The organism is Streptomyces sp. NPDC031132, from assembly GCF_055570595.1.
The window spans coordinates 228,389-245,080 of sequence record NZ_JBVIGX010000011.1 but is presented as its reverse complement, the minus strand read 5'-3'; the positions used below and the strand labels follow the sequence as shown (position 1 = coordinate 245,080).

General features: G+C 71.4%; 14 protein-coding genes. 5 read left to right on the top strand and 9 right to left on the bottom strand.

The genetic code is table 11. The features are described from left to right. The first annotated feature begins 264 nt into the window (after positions 1-264). Positions 265-420 carry a hypothetical protein gene (locus ACZ49B_RS19390; protein ID WP_389593025.1) on the top strand — a complete coding sequence of 52 codons (156 nt, stop codon included), beginning with the start codon at positions 265-267 and terminating at the stop codon, positions 418-420. Positions 421-428: 8 nt separating this feature from the next. Here ACZ49B_RS19390 and ACZ49B_RS19385 read toward each other — a convergent pair whose 3' ends face one another. Continuing rightward, on the bottom strand, positions 429-809 hold the full coding sequence (locus tag ACZ49B_RS19385) for an Rv3235 family protein (RefSeq protein WP_468307227.1): 381 nt from the start codon (positions 807-809) through the stop codon (positions 429-431). Between the two features lie 301 nt (positions 810-1,110). Between ACZ49B_RS19385 and ACZ49B_RS19380 the strand changes: the two genes are divergently transcribed. From ACZ49B_RS19380 to ACZ49B_RS19370, 3 genes are all read left to right on the top strand, one after another. Then, a complete protein-coding gene (locus tag ACZ49B_RS19380; RefSeq protein ID WP_468307224.1) occupies positions 1,111-1,611 on the top strand; it encodes a DUF6912 family protein in 501 nt (166 codons plus the stop codon). Continuing rightward, a complete protein-coding gene (locus tag ACZ49B_RS19375) occupies positions 1,608-2,303 on the top strand; it encodes an HAD family hydrolase (RefSeq protein WP_468307221.1) in 696 nt (231 codons plus the stop codon). Before ACZ49B_RS19380 ends, ACZ49B_RS19375 begins: the two co-directional genes overlap by 4 nt. A 353-nt stretch (positions 2,304-2,656) precedes the next feature. After that, complete coding sequence (locus ACZ49B_RS19370; RefSeq protein ID WP_468307218.1) at positions 2,657-7,627, top strand: NAD-glutamate dehydrogenase; 4,971 nt, start codon at positions 2,657-2,659, stop codon at positions 7,625-7,627. Between the two features lie 88 nt (positions 7,628-7,715). Here the strand turns inward: ACZ49B_RS19370 and ACZ49B_RS19365 are convergent, their stop codons facing one another. Then, positions 7,716-8,492: an ABC transporter ATP-binding protein gene (locus ACZ49B_RS19365; RefSeq protein WP_468307269.1), complete on the bottom strand. Its 777-nt coding sequence runs from the start codon at positions 8,490-8,492 to the stop codon at positions 7,716-7,718. Between the two features lie 40 nt (positions 8,493-8,532). Further along, positions 8,533-9,498: an ABC transporter permease gene (locus ACZ49B_RS19360; protein ID WP_468307215.1), complete on the bottom strand. Its 966-nt coding sequence runs from the start codon at positions 9,496-9,498 to the stop codon at positions 8,533-8,535. 147 nt (positions 9,499-9,645) lie between these two features. Between ACZ49B_RS19360 and ACZ49B_RS19355 the strand changes: the two genes are divergently transcribed. Next, positions 9,646-10,272: a TetR/AcrR family transcriptional regulator gene (locus ACZ49B_RS19355; protein WP_468307212.1), complete on the top strand. Its 627-nt coding sequence runs from the start codon at positions 9,646-9,648 to the stop codon at positions 10,270-10,272. Between the two features lie 30 nt (positions 10,273-10,302). Here the strand turns inward: ACZ49B_RS19355 and ACZ49B_RS19350 are convergent, their stop codons facing one another. The 6 genes from ACZ49B_RS19350 to ACZ49B_RS19325 are packed head-to-tail and all read right to left on the bottom strand — an operon-like array spanning position 10,303 to position 16,610. Further along, entirely contained in the window at positions 10,303-12,147 is a 1,845-nt protein-coding gene (locus tag ACZ49B_RS19350) for an SUMF1/EgtB/PvdO family nonheme iron enzyme (protein WP_468307208.1), read from the bottom strand. Beyond that, on the bottom strand, positions 12,147-13,076 hold the full coding sequence (locus ACZ49B_RS19345) for a hypothetical protein (RefSeq protein ID WP_468307206.1): 930 nt from the start codon (positions 13,074-13,076) through the stop codon (positions 12,147-12,149). The genes ACZ49B_RS19350 and ACZ49B_RS19345 overlap by 1 nt, the downstream gene beginning before the upstream one ends. A gap of 13 nt (positions 13,077-13,089) precedes the next feature. Beyond that, on the bottom strand, positions 13,090-13,662 hold the full coding sequence (locus tag ACZ49B_RS19340) for a hypothetical protein (protein WP_468307203.1): 573 nt from the start codon (positions 13,660-13,662) through the stop codon (positions 13,090-13,092). Positions 13,663-13,674: 12 nt separating this feature from the next. After that, entirely contained in the window at positions 13,675-14,901 is a 1,227-nt protein-coding gene (locus ACZ49B_RS19335) for an NAD(P)/FAD-dependent oxidoreductase (protein ID WP_468307200.1), read from the bottom strand. Beyond that, the gene (locus ACZ49B_RS19330; protein ID WP_468307198.1) at positions 14,832-15,809 is read right to left on the bottom strand and encodes a 2-hydroxyacid dehydrogenase; all 978 of its coding nucleotides are present in this window, start codon (positions 15,807-15,809) and stop codon (positions 14,832-14,834) included. The genes ACZ49B_RS19335 and ACZ49B_RS19330 overlap by 70 nt, the downstream gene beginning before the upstream one ends. Positions 15,810-15,842: 33 nt before the next feature. Beyond that, positions 15,843-16,610 (bottom strand): iron-containing redox enzyme family protein, encoded by a 768-nt coding sequence (locus ACZ49B_RS19325; protein WP_468307196.1) that lies wholly within the window; start codon positions 16,608-16,610, stop codon positions 15,843-15,845. Positions 16,611-16,692 lie beyond the last annotated feature (82 nt).

Genomic DNA, 16,692 nt, shown 5'->3' with positions numbered 1-16,692 from the left:
GCACGCCCCGACGACGACCAACCCCGCCCGCCCCCCCCAGCCAGCCACCCGCCCCCCCCCCCCCCCCCCCCCCCCCCCAACACCCCCCCCCCCCCCCCCCCCCCCCCCCCGCGGCGTTCCCCGGCCCGCGAACCCCCGGGCGGAGCCCGCAGCACGGTGCCCGGTGCGGGCCCGGTCGCTGCGCACATTGTCAAAATTGCCCCCTCCGTTTTGTACAGATCCGGCTCATGACCCGGAGGGGATGCCCGGTGCTTAACTGAAGCCATGGACAAGCGAGTTGAGAGCAATCGGCAGCAGCCGCAGTTCGAGCTGCGCTGTGGCGGGCTGCACGTGGTCATTCACCGTGTCCCCGTCTGGCTCATTGCGCTGGTGACCACGGCCACCGGCAGCGGAGCCGCCGCCTGGTGGACCGGCCGATAGGGCCCCGGTCACGCCAGAGGGGCCATTTCGACGGCTGCGCAGCGCCAGCGGAGGTCCGGGCCCTGTTCCAGGCGGAACGCCATCGCCGAGACGCGGTCGCCCATGGCGATGCGGGCGAAGGCCTCGATCACGCCCGGCCCGGGGTGGAAGCGGCCGCACTGGCGCAGGACCGGGCGCAGCCGGTCCCGGAGCGGGGCCGTGGGGGCCAGGGTGACCAGCTGGTCGTAGGCCGGGCCGACCGTGTGGCCCAGCAGCGAGTGGACCGGCCGCTGGCCGCTGACCACCGCCAGCAGCCGCTCCGCGAACCAGTCGTGCGGGCCCCGCGGGGTGCGGGGGCGGCGCTGGTCGTGGCGGCCGGGGGGCCGGGTGGTGTTCCTGGTCCTGGTCATGGCGGTCGTCCCCGAGAAGTCCGGGCCCGGACGGTACCGGGCGGTAACTTGTTAGGGGACTTCTACGGTCCGTGACCACCCTCCGCAACGGCGTCTCCGCGGCCCGCACGGGCCGGGACCCGTTCACCTATCCGGATGGGCGCCGCACGGCCCCCGGCCGGTCCCCGCGCCTCGGGGCGGCACGCGGTGGACGGGATCCGGGCGGCGGACGGGAGCCCGAAGGGGGACCGGCGCCGTCACCCGGCGGAGTTCCGCCAAGTCGTATCCTGAGGGCGTTTCCGACTACCGAAAGCAGCCGGCCATGCGCGTGTACGTCCCCCTGACCCTCCCCGGGCTCGCCGAGGCGCACAAGGCGGGTGAGCTGGGCCCCGCCCCGCTGCGTGCGTACGCCGTCACGCCCGGCCTGCGGGAGTGGTACGTGTCGGACGACCTGGAGGAGCTGGAGTACGCCGCCCTCGGGCAGGCCGCCGCGGCCTCCCTCCGGATGCTCGCCGAGGACACGGCGACCCCGCGCAAGCGGGTCGTCGTCGCCGTCGACGTGGACGACAAGGCCGCCGCCGCGACCCCCGGGGTCGACGAGGCCGCCCTCGGCCAGGTGACCCTCGCCGCCGCCGTACGCCTCTCCGTGGCCGCCGCCGTGCACGTGGACGCCGATGACGCCCTGGGCGACGTGACGGCCGCCGCCGCTGCCCTCGAGGCCGCGGACGGCGGGGACGACGACGCGCAGTTCACCGTGGACGGCGCCGAGGACCACGAGCTGCTGTGGTTCGGCGTCCAGGAGATCCCGGGGCTGCTGAAGTGATCGCTTCCGGTATCCCGGCCGGCTCCGCCACCACCTCCGTCCACATAGTCTGGGACTGGAACGGCACGCTGCTGCACGACATCGACGCCGTCATCACCGCAACCAACGCCTCCTTCGCCGAGTTCGGCTTCGCACCGATCACCCTGGAGCGCTACCGCGACTTGTACGTCGTACCCGTGCCGAAGTTCTACGAGCGGCTGATGGGGCGGCTGCCCACCGACGCCGAGTGGGAGGTCATGGACGCCACCTTCCACCGGCACTACTGGGCCGCCGCCGACGCCGCCGGGCTCACCGCAGGGGCCCGCGAGCTCCTGCGCGACTGGCAGGCCGACGGCCTCACGCAGTCCCTGCTCTCGCTCGCGCCCCACGAGAAGCTCGTACCGCTCGTCCAGGCGCACGGCATCGACCGGCACTTCCTGCGCGTCGACGGCCGGACCGGCCCCTCGCACACGAGCAAGGCAGGACATCTCGTACGCCATTTGGCGGCCCTGGAGCAGACGGGTGTGACCGCTTCCCGTACGGTCCTCATCGGGGACGCCGTGGACGATGCCCTGGCCGCTGCGCACGTGGGTGCGAGAGCCGTCCTCTACACGGGTGGTTCGCACAGCCGACGCAGTCTGGAATCGGCGGGTGTCGCCGTCGTCGACACGCTGGCAGAAGCCGTATGCGCTGCTCGCGCACTGGCCGAATAAATACGTGCTGAATATGCCCCCGTCACTGCGCACAACGTCAAAGTTCGGGACCTGCTTTTGTACAGATCCAGTGCGTGACGGACAGGGGGTCCGGCGAGATAGCCTGGTACCCGTGATCAGCGCGATAGTCATCGGAGGCATTGACGCCTCCGGCCAGCGCCCGGCGCACGACCGTGCCCGGGCCTTCGCTGATCCCTGCTGCCGGGAGCCGCAGCCGATCATGGCCAGTTCCTTCCCGGTCGCCTCTCATCACGGCAGAGCGCCGATCCCCAGCGGTCACCCCGCGTCGCGGCGCCACGCCATTCCTTCCTTCACCTACGTCACGCAATGGCGCGCGACAGGAGCCAGAGGACATGCAGACCAAGCTGGACGAAGCAAAGGCCGAGCTGCTCGCGCGGGCGGCCCGGGTAGCTGAGCACAGCCCGGCCGGGGGGCTACTTCCGACTGGGGCCGAGCAGGGAGAGCGCCCCGACCGGGACACCACTCTCGCCTACCTCCAGCGCTACTACCTGCACACCGCCCCGGAGGACCTCCTCGACCGGGACCCGGTCGACGTGTTCGGGGCTGCGCTCTCGCACTACCGTCTCGCCGAGAACCGGCCGCAGGGCACCGCGAACGTGCGCGTGCACACCCCCACGGTCGAGGAGAACGGCTGGACGTCCAGCCACTCGGTCGTCGAGGTCGTCACCGACGACATGCCGTTCCTCGTGGACTCCGTGACGAACGAGCTGTCCCGGCAGAGCCGCGGCATCCACGTCGTGATCCACCCGCAGGTCGTCGTCCGCCGTGACGTCACCGGCAAGCTGATCGAGATCCTCGGTCCCGACTGCGACGCGCACGGCCCCAAGACCGCGCGCCCCCACGACTCCCTCGTCGAGTCCTGGATCCACGTCGAGATCGACCGAGAGACCGACCGCGCCGACCTCAAGCAGATCAACGACGACCTCAAGCGCGTCCTGTCCGACGTCCGCGAGGCCGTCGAGGACTGGGAGAAGATGCGCGACGCCGCGCTGCGCATCGCCGACGCCCTGCCCGACGAGCCGGTCGCCCCGGACCTGCGCGAGTACGAGCTCGAAGAGGCCCGCGAACTGCTGCGCTGGCTCTCCGACGACCACTTCACCTTCCTCGGCTACCGCGAGTACAACCTGGTCGACGGCGACTCGCTGGCCGCCGTCCCCGGCACCGGCCTCGGCATCCTGCGCTCCGACCCGCACCACAGCGGCAAGGACGACGGCCACCCGGTCTCGCCGTCCTTCAACCGGCTGCCTGCCGACGCCCGCGCCAAGGCCCGCGAGCACCGCCTGCTGGTGCTGACCAAGGCCAACAGCCGCTCCACCGTGCACCGCCCCTCGTACCTCGACTACGTCGGCGTCAAGAAGTTCGACGCCGAGGGCAACGTCGTGGGCGAGCGCCGCTTCCTCGGCCTGTTCTCCTCCGCCGCGTACACCGAGTCCGTGCGACGCGTCCCGGTCATCCGCCGCAAGGTCGCCGAGGTCCTCGAAGGCGCCGGCTTCTCGCCGAGCAGCCACGACGGCCGCGACCTGCTGCAGATCCTGGAGACCTACCCGCGCGACGAGCTGTTCCAGACGCCGGTCGACAAGCTCCGCGAGATCGCCACGTCCGTCCTGTACCTCCAGGAGCGCCGCCGGCTGCGGCTGTACCTGCGCCAGGACGAGTACGGGCGCTACTACTCGGCGCTCGTCTACCTGCCGCGCGACCGCTTCACCACCGGCGTGCGGCTGCGCCTGATGGACATCCTGAAGGAGGAGCTCGGCGGCAGCAGCGTCGACTTCACCGCCTGGAACACCGAGTCGATCCTCTCCCGCATCCACTTCGTCGTCCGCGTCCCGCAGGGCACCGAGCTGCCCGCGCTGACCGACGCCGACGTCGAGCGCCTCGAGACCCGCCTGGTCGAGGCCGCCCGCTCCTGGGCAGACGGCTTCGGAGAGGCCCTGGTCGCCGAGCTGGGCGAGGAGCGCGCCGCCGAGCTGCTGCGCAAGTACGGCAACTCCTTCCCCGAGGGCTACAAGGCCGACCACTCGCCGCGCGCGGCCGTGGCCGACCTCTGCCACATCGAGCGGCTCTCCGCCAGCGACCGGGAGTTCGCGCTCTCGCTGTACGAGCCGGTCGGCGCGGCCCCCGGCGAGCGCCGGTTCAAGATCTACCGCACCGGTGAGCAGGTCTCGCTCTCCGCGGTGCTGCCCGTGCTCCAGCGCCTGGGCGTCGAGGTCACCGACGAGCGCCCGTACGAGCTGCGTTGCAGCGACCGCACCAACGCGTGGATCTACGACTTCGGCCTGCGGATGCCGCTGCCCGCCGGCAACGGTGACACCACCTACCTCGGCGACGACGCCCGCGAGCGCTTCCAGGACGCCTTCTCCGCGGTCTGGCAGGGCGACGCCGAGAACGACAACTTCAACACCCTGGTGCTGAGCGCCGGGCTGACCTGGCGCCAGGCCGTGGTGCTGCGCGCGTACGCCAAGTACCTGCGTCAGGCCGGCGTGAACTTCAGCCAGGACTACATGGAGGACACCCTCCGCAACAACGTCCACACCACCCGGCTGCTGGTCTCGCTCTTCGAGGCCCGGCTCTCGCCCGGCCGCCAGTCCGCCGGCACCGAGCTCATCGACGCCATGCTCGAGGAGCTGGCGGGGGCCCTGGACCAGGTCGCCTCGCTGGACGAGGACCGGATCCTGCGATCGTTCCTCACGCTGATCAACGCGACCCTGCGCACCAACTTCTTCCAGCTCAACGACGCGGGCGAGCAGCACGCGTACGTGTCGATGAAGTTCGACCCGCAGGCCATCCCGGAGCTCCCGGCCCCGCGTCCGGCCTACGAGATCTGGGTGTACTCCCCGCGCGTCGAGGGCGTCCACCTGCGCTTCGGCAAGGTCGCCCGAGGCGGCCTGCGCTGGTCCGACCGGCGCGAGGACTTCCGTACGGAGATCCTCGGCCTGGTCAAGGCGCAGATGGTCAAGAACACCGTTATCGTGCCGGTCGGCGCCAAGGGCGGCTTCGTCGCCAAGAACCTGCCGGACCCGTCGGTGGACCGCGACGCCTGGCTCGCCGAGGGCATCGCCTCGTACAAGATCTTCATCTCGGCGCTGCTCGACATCACCGACAACATGGTCGGCGGCGTGGTCGTGCCGCCGAACGGCGTGGTCCGCCACGACGAGGACGACACCTACCTCGTCGTCGCCGCCGACAAGGGCACCGCGACCTTCTCCGACATCGCCAACGGCGTCGCCGAGGCGTACGGCTTCTGGCTGGGCGACGCGTTCGCGTCGGGCGGCTCGGCCGGCTACGACCACAAGGGCATGGGCATCACCGCCCGCGGCGCCTGGGAGTCCGTCAAGCGGCACTTCCGCGAGCTGGGCCACGACACCCAGACCGAGGACTTCACGGTCGTCGGCGTCGGCGACATGTCCGGCGACGTGTTCGGCAACGGCATGCTGCTCTCCGAGCACATCCGCCTGGTCGCCGCCTTCGACCACCGGCACATCTTCATCGACCCGACCCCGGACGCGGCGACCTCGTACGCCGAGCGCCGGCGCCTGTTCGAGCTGCCGCGCTCCTCGTGGGCCGACTACAAGACGGAGCTGCTCTCCGCGGGCGGCGGCATCCACCCGCGCTCGGCGAAGTCCATCCCGGTCAACGCGCACGTCCGCGAGGCCCTCGGCATCGAGGCCGGCGTCAGCAAGATGACCCCGGCCGACCTGATGAAGGCGATCCTTCAGGCCCCCGTGGACCTGCTGTGGAACGGCGGCATCGGTACGTACGTCAAGGCGTCGACCGAGACGCACACGGACGTCGGCGACAAGGCCAACGACGCCATCCGCGTCAACGGCGGGGACGTCCGGGCCCAGGTCATCGGCGAGGGCGGCAACCTGGGCCTGACCCAGCTCGGCCGGATCGAGTTCGCCCGGATCGGCGCCGGCGGCGAGGGCGGCAAGGTCAACACCGACGCCATCGACAACAGCGCCGGCGTGGACACCTCCGACCACGAGGTGAACATCAAGATCCTGCTCAACGCGGTGGTCACGGACGGGGACATGACCGTCAAGCAGCGCAACACGCTGCTGGCGGAGATGACCGACGAGGTCGGCCACCTCGTGCTGCGCAACAACTACGCGCAGAACGTGGCCCTCGCCAACGGCAGCGCCCAGGCCCCCAGCCTGCTGCACGCCCAGCAGCGCTTCATGCGCCGCCTGGAGTCGGCCGGACTGCTGGACCGGAGCCTGGAGTTCCTGCCCACCGACCGGCAGATCCGCGAGCTGCTGAACAACGGCAAGGGCCTGACCCAGCCGGAGCTGGCCGTCCTGTTCGCCTACACCAAGATCACGGTGGCGGACGAGCTCATCGCCACCGAGCTGCCGGACGACGTGTACCTGCGCCGCCTGCTGCACGCGTACTTCCCGGCCGCCCTGCGCGGGAAGTTCCCCGAGCAGATCGACGCGCACGCCCTGCGCCGCGAGATCATCACGACGCTGCTGGTCAACGACACGGTCAACACCGGTGGTTCGACCTTCCTGCACCGGCTGCGCGAGGAGACCGGGGCCTCCACGGAGGAGATCGTCCGGGCGCAGCTCTCGGCCCGCGAGATCTTCGGCCTGGCCGAGGTCTGGGACGCGGTCGAGGCGCTGGACAACAGGGTCGCGGCCGACGTCCTGACCCGGGTGCGGCTGCACTCGCGGCGCCTGGTCGAGCGCGGTACCCGGTGGCTGCTGAACAACCGGCCGCAGCCGCTCCAGATCACCGAGACCATCGAGCTCTTCGGTGACCGGGTGAGCCAGGTCTGGGCCGAGCTGCCCAAGCTGGTGCGCGGCGCCGACCTCGAGTGGTACCAGTCGATCATGGACGAGCTGATCGGCGAGGGCGTGCCGGCGGAGCTGGCGGCCAAGGTCGCCGGGTTCTCCTCGGCCTTCCCGACGCTGGACATCGTCGCGATCTCGGACCGCACGGGCGTCGACCCGCTGGGTGTCGCCGAGGTGTACTACGACCTCGCCGACCGCCTGGACATCACGCAGCTGATGGACCGGATCATCGAGCTGCCGCGGGCCGACCGCTGGCAGTCCATGGCCCGCGCCTCCATCCGCGAGGACCTGTTCGCGGCGCACGCCGCGCTGACCGCCGACGTGCTGGCGGTGGGCAACGGCGATTCGACTCCCGAAGAGCGCTTCAAGGCGTGGGAGGAGAAGAACGCGGCGATCATCAGCCGGGCCCGGACGACCCTGGACGAGATCCGGGGGTCGGACGACTTCGACCTGGCGAACCTGTCCGTGGCGATGCGGACGATGCGCTCGCTGCTGCGGACCCACGTCTAGCAGCTGCGCTCCGCCGCAACGGCTGAACGGGCGGCCCCGGGACCTGATGGTCCCGGGGCCGCCCGCTTCGTGCAGGGCCGTCGCGGCCTCAGCGGCCCGAGGTGAACTCCTCGTACGCATCGCAGACCTCGGCGGAGGGGCCGTCCATGCGCAGGACGCCGGCCTCCAGCCAGATCGCCCGGTCGCAGGTCTCGCGGACCGTGCCGATGCCGTGGCTGACGAGGAAGACGGTGCCGGCGCGCTCCCGGAGCTCCTCGATGCGGGCCTGGCTGCGGCGCTGGAAGGCGGCGTCGCCGGTGGCGAGGGCCTCGTCGATCATCAGGACGTCGTGGTCCTTGGCGGCGGCGATGGAGAAGCGGAGCCGGGCGCCCATGCCGGAGGAGTACGTGCGCATGGGCAGGGAGATGAAGTCGCCCTTCTCGTTGATGCCGGAGAAGTCGACGATGCCCTGGTAGCGCTCGCGGACCTGCTCCTTGGACATGCCCATCGCGAGCCCGCCGAGGACCACGTTGCGCTCGCCGGTGAGGTCGTTCATCAGGGCGGCGTTCACGCCGAGGAGCGAGGGCTGGCCGTGGGAGTAGATCCTGCCGCGGGCCACGGGCTGGAGGCCGGCGATCGCAGAGAGCAGCGTGGACTTGCCCGAGCCGTTCGAGCCGATCAGGCCGATGGCCTCGCCCTTGTACGCGACGAAGCTGACGCCCTTGACGGCGTGCACCTCGCGGATGCCGGGGGCCGGCTTGCGGGAGAAGATCCGGCTGAGGGCGGCGGTGGCGCCGCCCTTGCGGCCGCCTGCGCCGTGCACCTTGTAGACGACGTGGACCTCGTCGGCGATGACGGTGGGGACGCGGGTGTCGGGCACCGCCACGGACGGTGCGTGGTGTGCGGGTGCGGGGGCGGTTGCGGTGTCAGCCACGGCCGTACTCCTCCTCAGCCTTCCAGAAGTAGATGAATCCGCCGACGCCGGCGAGCAGGGCCCAGCCGACGGCGATCGCCCACACGTGGTGCGGGAGGGCGTGCGGGTCGAAGCTGTCGATCAGCGCGTAGCGCATCAGGTCGATGTAGACGGCTGCCGGGTTGGTCTTGAGCACGACGGTGACCCAGTGCGCGAGGTGGTCCTTCCGGAGCATCTGGTCGATGGACCACATGACCCCGGAGGAGTACATCCAGGTGCGCAGGACGAAGGGCATCAGCTGGCTGACGTCCGGGCTCTTGCTGCCGATGCGGGCCATGACCATGGCGACGCCGGCGCAGAAGACGGCCATCAGGGCCAGGGTGGGCGCGGCCAGCAGCCATGTGAAGGTCGGTGTCTGGCCGCAGGCGAGCAGCAGCAGGACGAGCGCGCCCATGGTGACGAGCAGCTGCTGGAAGAGCTGGACGACGGTGGACAGCGGCAGGCTGGCGCGGGGGAAGTGCAGGGCGCGGACCAGGCCGAGGTTGCCGTGCACGGCGCGGGTCGAGGCGTTGATGGAGCTGCCGATGAAGTCCCAGACGAAGACACCGGTGATCAAGAACGGGATGTAGTCCGGCACGTCGTGGCTGGCGTTCATGACGATGCCGAAGATGAAGTAGTAGACGGCGGCGTTGAGCAGCGGGGTCACCAGGTGCCAGACCTGGCCGAGCCTGGCCGTGCTGTACGTGGCGTGCATCCGGGCGGTGGCGTACGCGGTCACGAAGTGGCGGCGGCCCCAGAGCTGGCGCACGTAGCTCGGGAGCGGGGGGCGGGCGCCGCTGACGGTCAGGCCGTGGGCCGCCGCCAGTTCTGCGGGCGTGACGGGCGCGGCGGGCGCGGGTGCGGTGGGTGCGGCGGGCGCCTCGGGCGCCTCGGGCCCGGCAGGTGCCTCGGGCGGGATGGTCTCGGTCACGGGGGTCACGAGCTTCGCTTTCGACGGGGTCGGGGCGTCGGCCGGCGATGGGACGGGTCCGTATCGTCGCTACGGCGAGGTTAGGCCGCAGTACGTCGGAACGCAACCGTATCGTCGTGACGAGCTGGTCCCGGCGTCCCCGGCTATGCTCTGTGCATGACCACCGACCCTGCCGCCGCCCCCGCCCGCCGCGCCCCCGCCGGAGCCGCCGTCCTGCGCGAGGACGTGACCGAGGCGATCCGGGCCGCGGTACTGGACGAACTGGCCGCGGTCGGGTTCTCGCGGATGTCCATCGAGGGGATCGCCCGGCGCGCCGGCGTCGGCAAGACGGCCGTCTACCGGCGCTGGAAGTCGAAGCTGCACCTGGTGCTGGACCTGGTCGGGGCCTTCGCGGTGGACGGCCTGCCGGTGCCCGCGACGGGCTCGCTGTACGGGGACGTACGGGCCCTGCTCGAGGTGATGTCCCACGTGCTGCGGCACCCCGTCGCCTCGGCGGTGATCCCTGACCTGCTGGTCGAGGCGGCCCGCAACCCGGAGATCGCGGACGCGGTGCGCGGCGCCCTGCTCGAGGGGGAGCGGCGGATGGCCGAGGGGATCGTTTCGGAGGCGGTGGCGCGGGGCGAACTCGCGGCGGGAACGGATCCGGGCCGGGCGCTGGACCTGGCGATCGGCCCGCTCTACTGGCGGCAGGTCGTCGTACGCGACGCCGTGCCGGCGCAGTACCTGGACGACCTGGCCCGCTCGGTGGTGGCGGGCCTGACGGCCACGTCGTCCGCGTCCTGACGCGGACGACAGCGGCCGCCGAGGCCGCGGTTAGGGGGTGTAGAACGCCACGCGGAAACCCAGGTCCACGTACGCGTTCTGCGGCGGGTCGTACGAGCGGAACTGGATCATGCGGGCGCGCTGTTCGCGGGAGAACCAGGAGCCCCCGCGGACGATGCGGTCGCCCGGGGCCCGCAGGTCCTCGCGGCCGGGCCGGGTGTCGTCGTACGACCAGGCCAGGGACCGCGTCCACTCCCACACGTTGCCGATCATGTCCTGGGGCCCGTCCTCCCGGGCCGCCCAGGGGAAGAGGCCCACGGGCACCGAGCGCTGGGTCCAGCCCTGAGCGGTGCGGACATGGGCCATGCCCTCCTCCCACTCGCTCCCCCACGGGTAGGGGTCCGACGCCGGGCGGCCCGGGCAGGAGCACTCCCATTCCGCCTCGGTGGGGATGTCCGCGTAGCTGTGCTCGTCGAGTACGTTCCGCTCGCGCAGCCGCCTCGTCAGCCAGCGGCAGTACGCCAGTGCCTCCCACCAGTTGACCCCGACGACCGGCTGCGTGGGCTGGTTGTAGCGGGGGTCCCACCAGTAGAGCGGCACGCGGCGCAGCAGCAGCTGGTCCACGTACTCCTGGAGGGACTCCTCGTCGACGATGCCCTCCCGCATCTCCTTGCTCAGATGGATCCGCTGGGTGTCCGTCGACCCGGCGCGCGGTCCGTCCGGCGCGTCGATGAAGGACGGGTCGTGCCTGACCCACAGCCGCGCCGGTCCGTCCGGCCAGCAGTCGAGGTCCCGGTACCCGCCCGAGGCGACGAACTGCGCGTAGTCCCGGTTGGTGACGGGCAGCGTGGAGATCCGGAACGATCCGACGCTCTCCGTGCGCTGCGGGAACCAGTCGATGTGCCGGTACTTGTCGTCCTGCGAGTTGAGCGGGGTGGTGGAGCCGATGGGGTACTCGCCCGCCGGTATGACGCAGCTCCGGGCGAGGAACGAGCGCGATCTCTCCTCCCACGTGGACGGATTGAGCTGCGCCTGCACGGTCGCCGCACGCGCCCGGGTCTCCAGATCCTGCCCCCGGTCCCCGCGGGCGGCGGCGACGGAGTCCGAGACCGAGCGCCGCAGCTGCCGTACGAGCCCGGACGGCTCCGCGTTCGGCCGGGCCGCCGCGAGGATCACGAGCAGCTCGCCGGCGAGCAGCCACAGCGGCAGTCCCTCGTCCCCGGCCTCCTCCGCGGCGCCCGCCAGCTCGGCCGCCGTGCCGGTGACCAGGCGGTGCCCCTCGGCCGTGGTCTGGGCACTGGCCCAGTAGCGCAGCGGGGCGTGCCAGATGGGATGGCGGCACAGGCCGACGATGGTCTCCGAGTCCCGGCGCGCCAGCGCGCACCCGGCGAAGTAGTCGCGGAAGAGGTTCTCCCGGAACGAGAGCTGGGTGGCCGTGTCGACCGCGAGCAGGCCGTGGCCCTTCCTGAGGAACTGCACGTAGTCGACCACGGCCGGATATGCGTCGAGGAACTCCCGCTCCTCGCCCAGCGCCCGCAGGATCGGCTCGTGGACGGCCGCCGCGGAGATGGAGTTCGCCTCGGGCTGCGCGGATCTCAACGACGTGATGGAGAACCCGACTTCCTCGATGATCCGCTGGATCTCGGTGTCGTAGCCCGGCCGCAGGAGGCAGGGCTCCGCCGCGGCCGCGGCGCGCCTGCGCGGACGTTTGTGCAGGAACTCCTCCGAGGCCAGCCGGCAGAAGTGCCCGACGGACGTGGGGACCTCGTGGTTGCGCTCGGTGGAGACGACCAGGAGGTGCAGCAGGTACGGGACGCGCGCGGCCGAGGCGAGGGCGCTGTCGCCCCGGATCGCGGCGATGAGCCGCTCCGAGAGCTTTCCTTCGTGAGGGGTCATCAGGTGGTGAACCATCCGGTGATGTAGTTCTCGAGGTCGCGTTGCTTGGGCGGCCGAAGGAAGTAGGCGCTGACGTCGCGCGCCCTGCCGCACTCGGCGGAGAACCAGCCCGAATCCGAGATGGTCACAAGGACGCGCAGGTTCCGGTAGTGCACGTGGAGCTGCGCCAGGGTCTGCAGGACGGTGCGCGGCGACCAGTTGTCGGAACTCGCGTGGCCGTGCAGGGGCACGTCCTCCACGCCGTCCACGAAGAGGAACGCCCGGTCGAGCGAGCCCCGCAGCAGGGTGCGGGCGGTGCCGCCGTAGACCCCGATCCCCGAACGGGTGACGGCGGCGTCCGTGATGGCCTCGGCGGTCGCCGCGAAGTCGCCCTGCGCGGGCACGTCGAGGGCGTTGACGAGTAGCGGTACGGGCGCCTCCGCATCGCCGTCCAGCGCCCGTTCCGCGAGCAGCGAGGCGTAGTGCGTGCAGATCGAGGTGCGCCCGGAGCACGGCGGCCCGATGAGCACCACGGAGCGGCCCGCGCCGTGCAGGACGATCCCGTCGAGGGGCAGGCCCGGGGTGTCCTCGTCGCCCGGAGGGGCGGTCCGGGCCAGGGCGTCGATCTCCCGCACCTCCCGGGGGATCCAGACCGCGTCCAGCGGACGGTCGGGGAAGGCGACGGCGTCCGCGCCCTCCTGGCTGGTCGCCGACAGGGCGCGCAGCGCGCCCAGGTAGTGGACCAGCTCCACGGGTAGCTCCCGCGGCTCCGGGCCCGGGCCCGGGCCCGGAGCAGGAGTCGGTGCCGGGTCCGGTGCAGCGGGGCCGGCCGGAGCGGCCGGCCCCGGCTGGTCCGGGACGCGTTCACCCGTCCCGCGGGGCGCCTGCGGGTTGATGCGACGGATCGCCGGGCGTGCGCCCTGCAGGCCGGAGCCTTCTTCAGGGGTCATATCACCTCACCCATCACGGGCCGGCCGGATGCCATGACGCGGGCTCGGGGACGGCGGTGATGCCCCCCAGCTCCGAGCGGCTCCAGAACCGTCCATCACTGTCTACGAATACGAACTTCAGCGGGAGCGCCCGGCTCTGGTCCGGCTGCACGGTCAGCGGGACCTCGTAGTCCGACCGGCCGGGGACCAGCGGCCCGAGGTCCTCGTGGCACAGGTGCACCGACCCGTCCGGGCTGTCCGCCCGCCACCGGAAGACCGGCAGGGAGGTGGAGTTCTCCACCTGCACCGCCCAGTACGGCTGACCGTCGTCCGACAGCACCGTCATCCATGCGGCCGCGGCGGTGCGCTGCCTCCTGCGGTCCCGGTTCTCGGAGCGCAGGACGGTGCCGACCGCGGCCGTGACCGCACCGACCTGCCCCACCCCGCTGACCCAGTCCCCCCAAGTCCCCGCCGTGTCGTGGTCGAACTTCTTGCCGTACGGCTGGAGCCCCCACAGTGGAAGGGACAGGAGCAGGACCACCCCGGCCAGGAGCCCCCAGCGCATCGCCCCGCTACGCCATATGACCTTCAGGTCTGCTGCCGCCACTCGGTACGCACCTCACAGGAATCGCCGCGGGTCCATCACACGCAGGGCATCCGCCTGGCCTGCGGTCAGCGCGGCCCCGGACAGGATGCTCCGCACCAGAGCGGCCGTGATCGGGGCGAGAGTGATCCCGACGCCGAAGTGCCCGGTCGCCATGACGACCCTGCCGTCGGAGTCGGCGTTCCCCACCAGGGGGTAGCCGTCGGCCGTCCCGGGCCGGATCCCGGCCCAGGAGCCGGTCAGCCTCCAGTCCCGCGAGGCCGGCACCACCAGCTGCAGTGCGGCCAGCAGCCGCTCGGTCGCACGGTCCTCCGGCTCCTCGTCCCATCGGCCCTGGTCGTACGTCACGCCGACCACCACCCGGCCGTCGTGGCGCGGGACCACGTACGACGAGACCGTGGTGTCGTCCAAGGCGACCTTGCAGTACACGTGGTGGCGCAGCGGATAGCCCCCGGCGTCCGGCACCACCAGCTCGGCGGCCTGGCCCCGTACGGGGAACTGCCCGCCGGGCCGGGTGGGCACGAGCTCGGAGCTCCACGCCCCCGCGGCCACCACGCACCGGTCCCCCCGGACGACGTCACCGCCCTCCAGCAGCACCTCGACCCCCCGGGCGCCCGGCGTGACGGCCTGTACCCGGGCCCGGGCCACGACCTCGATCCGCGGGTCCCGGCGCAGCACCTCGCGCAGCGCGGACATCAGCACCCGCGGCTCCAGAGCCCCCTCGCCGGGCAGCCGTACGGCCGACAGCACGGCCGGCGACAGGAGCGGCTCGGCATGCGCCGTGGTCCGCGCATCGAGCTGCTCGACCCGGAAGCCCTGCTCCACCCACTGGGGGACCAGCTGCTCCTTGACCCGCTGCTGCTCCGAGGGGTCCAGGGCCACCTGGAGGAGTCCGGAGTCCAGGAACGGCACCTCGATCCCGGATCCGGCCTCCAGACCCGCGAGCCACTGCGGGTACATCCGCCGGCTCGCCTCGGCGAACTGCCGCAGCGGGCCGCGGCAGAAGTCGTCGCTCTGCGGTGTGATCCCGCCGATGGCCGCCCAGCTCGCCGCCAGCCCGGTGTCCGGCCGGGCGTCCAGGAGCACGACCTTGTCGAAGAGGTCGCTCGCCGCCGCGGCGACCGCGCAGCCTATGACGCCCGCTCCGACGACGACGAGTGCGGAGCCCATGCTCAGCTGCTCCGGTTGACGACGTAGGAGTCCTGTTCTCCCGTCACCACGTTGACGATGGACTGGATGCACTTGACGGCCATCGCATCGCGGGCGTCGTGGGTCAGCGACCCGATGTGCCCGGTGACCAGCAGCTTCGATGCGGGCAGCGCCAGCAGCTCCGCCGTCTCGGGTTCGTCCGCGCCGTAGAAGCCGTCGAACGCCGCGGTGTGGATGCGCCCGCTCTTCAGGCCCTGGAGCAGCGCCGCCGGGCTGATCACGGAGGGCCGCGCCGTGTTGACGAGGGTGATCCCGCCGGCCGGCAGCAGGGCGACCTCGTCCACGCCGATCATGCCGCGCGTCTCGGGGGTGTCCGGCACCATGACGATCAGGTTCTCGGCCCAGGACAGCAGGCTCGGCAGGTCCTTGTACGTGATGCCCAGGCGCTCCTCGACGTCGGGCTTGCGGGTCCGGGAGTAGTACGCCGTCTCCGTCGCCAGCCCCAGCGCGCCGATCTCGGCGATGCGGGTGCCGATCGCGCCCAGGCCGATGATGCCGAGCCGGTGGCCGGCGAGGTCGTGCTGCTTCTCCTCGCCTCCGGAGCGCCCGGAGCGGAAGTCGTCGGCGTACGAGGGGATCTGGCGGCGCTGGGCGAGGAGCAGGCCCACCGTGAACTCGGCGACGCTGTTGGTGAGCGTTCCGGGGGTGTTCGTCACGGCGATGCCGAGTTCGGCCGCGGCGTCGGCGTCGACGAAGGACCCGTAGCCCACTCCGAGGAAGCCGACGACCTTCAGCGACTTGGCCCGGGTGAGCGCCGCGCGGGAGGCGTACTCATCCCCGCCCAGCAGATAGGCGGTGCACGATTCCAGCTCCGTGCCCAGCTCGTCCTCGCTGAGCAGGCCCGGGACCGCGTGCACCCGGAAGCCGGACTCGGACAACCGGTCGAGGTGCTTCTGCGCCACGCTGCTGCCCGTTACGAGGATCTTTCCCAGATCGGCCACGCGATACCCCAAACGTCGGATAGTGACTGATGGTCATGTGAAGAGATCGGCCAACCTGTCGTAATACCGCATCCGTGCGGTGACAGAGCTGCGGGCGGCCGTCAAGTAGTCCTCGGCCAGTGACGGATCGTGCGCGATCAGCTCGGATGCTATATGCGCGATGAGCGCCGAGTGTTCCGTATCCTCATAGATGTTGGCGTTCAGGAAATCGCCGTGGTCCACGTCCGGTGCCGCGCTTTCGAAAGCGCTTTTGACGGCCCCGTATTCGGGGACCAGCATCTGCTCGTTTCCCACTCCGAGCGCGCCCAGCGCGCTGATCGGGGAGCTCATGGAGGACGCCAGGTCCCGCAGGAACTCGTAGGTCGGTTCGGCCGGTGCGACGGAGTCGGGCGCGATGCCCATGCTGTGCGCCAGCTTGTGCAGCAGCCACGGGTGGGACGCCCGTGCGACCCCGTCCTTCACGCCTCCGTGCTCCCCCTGCAACACCAGGTTGAAACGGGCCCGTTGGTGAACGTTGACCAGCGCGCTCGACGTGAGGCCGAGCAGCTGTGCGAACACCCCGGTGACGAACAGTTCCTGCGTGACCCAGAACTCCAGGGCCGGTCGCGAGGCCCCGGCCAGAGCGAAGAACGGATGCCGCTCGACCCCGCTCTCGGGGACCAGCCGGCCCGCCTCCTCGACCGCCGGGTGCAGCGGGACGGATGCGGTGGGCAGGAACCGTGCGCCGTACTGCCATTGAACGAAGTTCGATTCCACGAGCCGGCTGGCTAACTCCGCGTTCCACGATCCGGTCAACGCCATGATGACACCTCTTCCGTGTGGGGACGCCCGACGATCAACACACAAGCAAGGCGCTCCCATAGTGGCCCAGAAGAAGCCGGTC

Excerpts from the sequence above, each read along its gene's own strand:
- ACZ49B_RS19390 (WP_389593025.1), top strand. The coding sequence starts at position 265 with ATGGACAAGCGAGTTGAGAGCAATCGGCAGCAGCCGCAGTTCGAGCTG.
- ACZ49B_RS19385 (WP_468307227.1), bottom strand. The coding sequence starts at position 809 with ATGACCAGGACCAGGAACACCACCCGGCCCCCCGGCCGCCACGACCAG.
- ACZ49B_RS19380 (WP_468307224.1), top strand. The coding sequence starts at position 1,111 with ATGCGCGTGTACGTCCCCCTGACCCTCCCCGGGCTCGCCGAGGCGCAC.
- ACZ49B_RS19370 (WP_468307218.1), top strand. The coding sequence starts at position 2,657 with ATGCAGACCAAGCTGGACGAAGCAAAGGCCGAGCTGCTCGCGCGGGCG.
- ACZ49B_RS19355 (WP_468307212.1), top strand. The coding sequence starts at position 9,646 with ATGACCACCGACCCTGCCGCCGCCCCCGCCCGCCGCGCCCCCGCCGGA.
- ACZ49B_RS19350 (WP_468307208.1), bottom strand. The coding sequence starts at position 12,147 with ATGACCCCTCACGAAGGAAAGCTCTCGGAGCGGCTCATCGCCGCGATC.
- ACZ49B_RS19345 (WP_468307206.1), bottom strand. The coding sequence starts at position 13,076 with ATGACCCCTGAAGAAGGCTCCGGCCTGCAGGGCGCACGCCCGGCGATC.
- ACZ49B_RS19325 (WP_468307196.1), bottom strand. The coding sequence starts at position 16,610 with ATGGCGTTGACCGGATCGTGGAACGCGGAGTTAGCCAGCCGGCTCGTG.